The sequence below is a fragment of the Streptomyces spongiae genome (assembly GCF_009377185.1).
In the GTDB taxonomy this organism is placed as follows: Bacteria; Actinomycetota; Actinomycetes; order Streptomycetales; family Streptomycetaceae; genus Streptomyces; species Streptomyces spongiae.
Map to the genome: position 1 here is coordinate 38,839 of NZ_VJZC01000024.1, position 6,554 is coordinate 45,392.

At 69.5% G+C, this 6,554-nt stretch carries 2 protein-coding genes and 1 pseudogene; 1 reads left to right on the forward strand and 2 read right to left on the reverse strand.

Going from position 1 to position 6,554, the window contains the following annotated elements; all coding sequences use genetic code 11:
* The first annotated feature begins 473 nt into the window (after positions 1–473).
* Positions 474–3,944, forward strand: coding sequence for a DNRLRE domain-containing protein (locus FNH08_RS06390; RefSeq protein WP_152770257.1), 3,471 nt, complete (start codon positions 474–476; stop codon positions 3,942–3,944).
* A 90-nt stretch (positions 3,945–4,034) separates the two neighbouring features.
* Here FNH08_RS06390 and FNH08_RS06395 read toward each other — a convergent pair.
* Positions 4,035–4,724, reverse strand: a pseudogene (locus FNH08_RS06395) (helix-turn-helix transcriptional regulator); the annotation flags it as partial.
* A gap of 279 nt (positions 4,725–5,003) precedes the next feature.
* A partial coding sequence (locus FNH08_RS06400) for an outer membrane protein assembly factor BamB family protein (RefSeq protein ID WP_228033937.1) occupies positions 5,004–6,554 on the reverse strand: 1,551 nt, incomplete at its 5' end.

The following is a 6,554-nucleotide window of genomic DNA, read 5'->3' on the forward strand; positions in this document are numbered from 1 at the left end:
GCCACCAAAGGGTGGTGATTTACCTCACTTCGCCAATTGCGCAATTCTGCTGCGAAGCGGGGTTCAGGGTTTATTGGGAGGCTATTTCCACAGGACAGTCAGACATGATCATTTCTGGCCGATCAAGTCAAAGGGGAGTCAAACGCCCGTCAAGTCGACGCGAATGAGGGGGATTTGACGCTCTGTACCCACTTCGCACCTCCCGGCTCACTCCTGCAGCTCTCCCGTCCGCGGCCGCGCACAGATAGATGTACGAACGGAGCCAGGCAATCCGTTCACCGGGCCGGGCCGGGTAAAGAGTCCGGAATCTCTGGCGCAATCCCCATGCATGGGTCATGCTCTGGTCCGCGCCTTCCCGGGCCACGCCACGCCACGCCCGGCCGCGCAGAGATTTCAAGGGGATGCACAGAATTCTCGGTTCTCGGGGATTCAGGGGGAGGGGACCCAGCACCATGCAACGAAGTCGCTTCGGCATGCCCGCGTCCAGACGCGCCCGGGCGGGGGTCGCCGCCCTCATCGCGGGCGCACTGGGCCTCGGGCTGCTCACCGTTCCCCTCCTCGCCGATCCGGATCCCTCCGACCCCCGGGCCGACACGAAGAAGTCCGCCTCACGGCCGGTGGACCAGGACACGGCGCTGGAGCGGGCGGTCTCCTCCGGCAAGCGCGTCGCGGTGACCGCGCTGCACGACGAGACCTCCACGACGTACGCCCGCCCGGACGGCCGCTTCGAGCTGGTCGCGTACGGCGCTCCCGTGCGGGCGAAGGTGAACGGCGCCTGGAAGCCCATCGACACCGAGCTCGTCGAGGTCGACGGCGGCTGGGCCCCGAAGGCGGCCGCGGATCCCGTGGTCTTCTCGGAGGGCGGGGACGGCGCGATCGGCGGAGGTTCCTCGGCGCGCAAGGCGTCCACCGGCACCACCGACACGGGTGGTGTCCGAAGCGCCGTGTACACCGTCGCGAACGACGGGCGTACGGTGCGGACCGCCGCGGACGCCGAGGACTACACCGAACTGGCCGTCCTCAACAGCGGCGGCCACGAGGTCACGCTGAGCTGGCCGGGAGAGCTGCCCGAGCCGGTGATCAGCGGGGCGAGCGCCCTGTACCGGAACGTGTTCGACGGCGTCGACCTGCTGCTGACGGCGCAGGCCAGCGGCTTCAGCCACGTACTGATCGTGCACAGCGCCGAGGCCGCGGCGGACCCGGCGCTCACGAAGCTGTCGTACGGACTGTCCTCACCGGATCTGACCTTCCGCCTCGACCCGGTGACGAAGGTCGTCACCGGCCGGAACCGCGACGGCGAGGACATCGCCGTCTCCCCCACCCCCTACCTGTGGGACTCGGCCGGGAAGTTCGCGGTCACCGAGGGCGACGATCCGGAGCCGACCGAGGAGGACGCCGAGCCCGCGCCGTCGTACTCCGAGGAGCCCGGCGCGGAGCCCGGTGAGGAGAGCGCGGCGCCCGAGGACGGGCTGGACACCGACGCGCCCGCCGAGGCGTCCGCCGACCCGGCCGCGTACCGCAGCGTGTCGAAGGGGAACGGCTCTCTCGCCCGGGCCGCGCACGCGGGCACCCGCGCGGTGCGGACCGGCCTGACCACCGCCCTGACCACCGCCCTGACCGACGACGAGGTCTTCGACCTCCCCGGTCTCGCGGGCGCCGACCCCGGCACCCATCTGGCCCTCGCCGACGCCGAGCTGAGCGCGCCCGGCACCGGCTCCACCGGCCTGTCCCTCGTCCCCGACGCCGACCTCCTGGGGGACAAGGACACGGTCTACCCGGTCTTCATCGACCCCACGATCTACGGCAAGTCCAAGAACTGGACCACGGCGTACAAGAAGTACCCGAACTCCAGCTTCTACGACGGCGCCAACTACAACAGCGGCACCACCGAGGCGCGGGTCGGCTACGAGTCCACCAGTTGGGGCCTGTCCCGCTCCTACTTCCGGCTCGGCTGGTCCACCAGCATCAAGGGCGCCCATGTGTCGTCCGCGTCCATCCGGCTGCGCGAGACGTACTCCTGGTCCTGCCAGGCCCGTGAGATGAAGCTGTTCCACACCGGCGGCATCTCCTCAAAGACCACCTGGAACAACCAGCCCGACAAGAAGGCGGAGATCGGCGCCAAGTCCTTCTCGCACGGCTACAACTCGTCCTGCCCCGACGCGTACGTGACCTACGACGCGAAGTCGGTCGCCCAGGACGCGGCCGACGGCGGCTGGAAGGAGTTCACGATCGGGCTGCAGGCCAGCACCGAGGACTCGGCGTACTCGTGGAAGAAGTTCCGGGCGGAGGGCGAGAGCGCGCCGAAGCTGACCCTGGTCTACAACCGCAAGCCGAAGACGCCGAGTTCGCTCGCCCAGGCGCCGGGCGGCGGCTGCGACCGCACCTCGCCGTACATCCACGTCGGCAAGCGCGACCTGACGCTGTCGGCCGCCTCCTCCGACGCGGACGACACCTCCACCCGGAAGGACCTGGAGTACCTGGACTTCGAGCTGTGGCGCACGGGGTACGGCGACGACAAGATCCTCGACAAGAACGTCACCGTGACCAGCGCGGGCAAGGCCTCCGCCACCATCGCCAAGTCCAAGTTCACCAACGGCCACCAGTACTCCTGGCGGGTGCGCGCCATCGACTCCAGCGGCGCGGCCTCCCCTTACGCGCCCACCGCCGATCCGGGCGTCTGCCGCTTCATCTTCGACAGCAGCGTCCCGAACGAACCGATCGTCGCCTCCACCGACTACCCGGCGGCGGACGAGGACGGCTCGGTGTGGTCGAAGGTGAAGTTCGGCACGGCCGGGAACTTCACGTTCGCGCCGGACGAGGACACCGACATCACGAAGTTCGAGTGGTCGTTCAACACCACGACGTACGCGAGCAACAAGGCGGTCGCCGCGGGTGCCTCCCTGACGCTGTCCCTGAAGACGCCCAACGCGGGCCCGAACGTGCTGTACGTCCGGGCGGTGGACAGCGCGGGCAATCCCTCGCTCGGCACGAAGTACCTCTTCTACGTCACGCCCCGCGACACCGGTGACAAGCCGGGCGACGTCACGGGTGACGCCGTACCGGACCTGTTCGCGATCACGTCCGCGGGCAACCTGAACCTGTACCCGGCGGTCGCGAGCGGCGACCTGCACGCCGGCATGGAGGCCGCCCACGACAACGGCACCGCGCTTCTCGCCGACCCCGACGAGGACGGCGAGGACCACAAGCCGGGCTACTGGATGGGCGCGGACGGCAAACCGGCGCTGATCGCGCACGGCGGCGACGCGACGGGTGCGGACGGGGTCGGTGACCTGTTCGCCCGTATGCCGGACGGCGAGCTGTACGTGTACCCGGGCGACGGCTACGGCAGCGTGGACATCTCCGGCCGTATGAAGGTCAGGATGCCCTCGGGCGCACCCGACCCGTCGACCCTCACCCAGATCATCGTCGGCGACTACGACTCCGACGGCCGCGCGGACCTGTTCGCCACCGACGCCTCGGGCGCCCTGTGGGCCTTCGAGGGCTACACGGGCGTCACCTTCCTCTCCGCCACCAAGATGGCCTCGGCGGCGTGGACGGAGCGTGACCTGGTCTCCGTCGGCACCCACGACACGGACGACGCGCCCGACCTGGTGTGGCGCTCCGGTGCCTCCAGCCGGCTCTACATCCGCTTCGGTGTCGAGGACAGCGCTGGCGGCTCGACCCTCGCCTCCCTGTCGGCCGCGGCGAACTCGAAGACGGGTGCGGACGAGGTGTACGCCGAGGGGTGGCCCGCGGCCACGGTGCCCGCGACCCACGTCTTCGGCTCGCCCGACGTCACGGGTGACGGGATTCCCGACATCTGGGCTCTGGCGAGTGACGGCACCGTCAAGTTCCACAAGGGTGGGGCGGCGACGTTGGGTGCGGGGACCGCTGTGATCAGTGCGGCTAGTGAGTGGGCTACGACGAAGCTGACGTTCGGGTGAGGTCGTAGAGCTCGGGACTTTCTGTTGTTGGTCGGCTGCGGGTTTGTTGTGGCTGGTCGCGCAGTTCCCCGCGCCCCTATCGGGGCTCGCCTCCAGGCCCTCCGTCGCGCGCGCCAGCGGGCCCGCCCTGTCCAGCAACCCCGTGCGGGCCGCCAGGGCCGCCGCTTCCAGGCGGGAGCCGACGCCGAGCTTCATCAGGACGCGCTGGACGTGGGTGCGGGCCGTGGACGGGGCGATGCCCATGCCGGCGGCGATCAGGCGGGTGTCCTCGCCGTCGGCCACCCGGACCAGGACCTCGACCTCACGCGGGGTCAGCATCTGGAGCAGGCGCTGGCCCTCGTCGTCGGGCTGGGCCGCCGGGTTGAGCAGTTCGCTGAAGGCGCCCTGGAGGAGGGCGGGAGCCACCGCGGACTCACCCGCCCTCGCCTTCATGATCGCGCGCTCGACACCCTCGATGCGCTCGTCGTGCCGTACGTAGCCCGACGCGCCCGAGGCGAACGCGGCCGCGATGCCGCGCGGGTTCGGCACCGGCCCGAGGACCAGGACCGCCACCTGTGGACGCTCCCGCTTGATCCGCACCACCGGATCGAAGATTCCCGGCTCGGCGGGTGCCGCCGTACCGAACAGGCACACCTCCGGTGCCCGGGTGATCACCAGCTCCGCCGCCCCCGCGGCGGGCGCCGCCGCGGCGAGCACCCTGTGCCCGCGCAGCTTGAGTGCCGAGGCCAGTGCCTCGGCGAGCAAACGGTGGTCGTCGACCACCATGAGCCGCACTCCCATCGAGCCAACCCCCCAGTCCCCCCAATGGATGCACCACTATGGCTGCCCATTGGTCCCCACGGACAGATCCCCCTTGACGCCCCCGCTCTTCATGCCCCCGGAAGCTACACGCTTGTTCGACGTTGCGCTTCCCCTCTGCGGGAGAAGTGCCCCGGATTACCGAAATCCCTCCCATTCGAGAGTGATGAGGGGTAAGTGCACGGCCCCGCCCCTGAGCAGGGACGGGGCCGTTTTGAGGGGGCCCGGGGGCGCATGGGGTTACTCGGCGCCGAATGAGGATCACTTCGCGCCGAAGGCGAGCGCCGCGTACCTCTTCTCGTCGGGTGAGTACGCCTTGCCGACCAGTTGTTTGCTCATGAAGAGCCGCCCGTCGGCGTAGAGCATCTCGGCCGAGTCCGGGACCATGCTGCTGATCGCGGTGAGCACGTCCCGGGTGGCCGGGGTCTCCAGGAGCTTGGTGGTCTTCAGCGTGGAGGTGTCGACGGAGACGACCTGGGCGCCCTTGTTGTACGGGCCGTCCTTGAAGGCGATGATGTTCGGCCCGTCCATGCGGATCGGGAACAGCGCGTAGCCGTCGCCCGCGTCGACGCGCTCACCGGTGGGCTTGCCGGTGGCCAGCGAGAAGGACACGATCTCGTTGGTCTGGGCGTACCCGCTGCCGTCGTGCTCCTCGGTCGGCACGTACAGCTTGTCGTTGCCGACCGTGACGCCCTTGCAGTTCCAGACGTCGTTGACCTCGCAGTCGGACTTGTACTTGCCCTTAGGCGTCGTGATCTTCGTACGGAGCTTGCCGTTGTCGTCGAGTGAGAAGACGTCGGTGAAGCCGGTGGCGGTGATCTCGCCCGAGTCCACACCGAAGACGACCGGCTTGGTGGAGATCAGCTTGGCGTTGTCGATACCGGCGGGCAGCTTGTAGCTCCACTTGCTGGAGCCCGTCTTCGGGTCGAGGAGCTGGACCTCGTACTTCTCGTCGCCGAACTGTCCGCACTTGCGGACCGCGACCAGCTGGGAGCCGCCGGCGTAGCCGACGTCCACGCACTCGCCCGCCTTCGGCGCCCACAGGGACTTGCCGGTGTCCGCGTCGAAGGCGGCGCCTCCGTAGACGCCGCCCACGGCCACCGTGGAGCCGGAGATGGTCACCTGGGTGAAGGTCACGGCCGAGCCGCTGATCTCCGCGCTCTTCGTCCACAGCTTCTTGCCGTCGTCGACCCGGAAGGCGGTGACCTTGTTGCAGGGCTGGACGGCGGCGGCCTTGCTGCCCCGCTTCTTCTCCTCGTGCACGATCACGGCGACCCCGTCGTCGCTGACCTCACGGGAGGCCGCGCAGGTCTGACCGTCCAGCGGGAGCGTCCACTTGGCCTTGCCGCTGTCGGGGTCGTAGCCCACGATCTTGTAGACACCGCCCTTGGCGTACACCGAATCGGTGAGCCAGGAGCCCTTGATGCTGTCGACCTGCGTCCGTTCCTTGACGTCCGGCGCGGGCAGCTGGAACAGGACCTCGGCGCCGGTGCTGGACGGCACCTTCTCCTGGGCGTCGGTGTCCCCGCCGCCGGACGTGCCGCCGGTGCCGTTGCCGCCGCCGTCGGTGCCGCCGGAGTCGGCGGAGTTGTTCTTGTTGTCGTCGTCCTTGCCGCTGGAGGAGGCGTACCAGACTCCACCGCCGATGATCAGCGCGATGGCGGCGACGGCCGCGACGATGATGACCAGCTGGGAGTTGACCTTCCGCCCACCCGGGCCGCCGCCTGCCTGCGGCTGCTGGGGCGGGATGGGCTGCGGGTAGCCGTAGGGGGGTTGACCGTACGGGGGCTGCTGCCCCGGAGGGCCGTAGCC

Excerpts from the sequence above, each read along its gene's own strand:
- FNH08_RS06390 (WP_152770257.1), top strand. The coding sequence starts at position 474 with ATGCCCGCGTCCAGACGCGCCCGGGCGGGGGTCGCCGCCCTCATCGCG.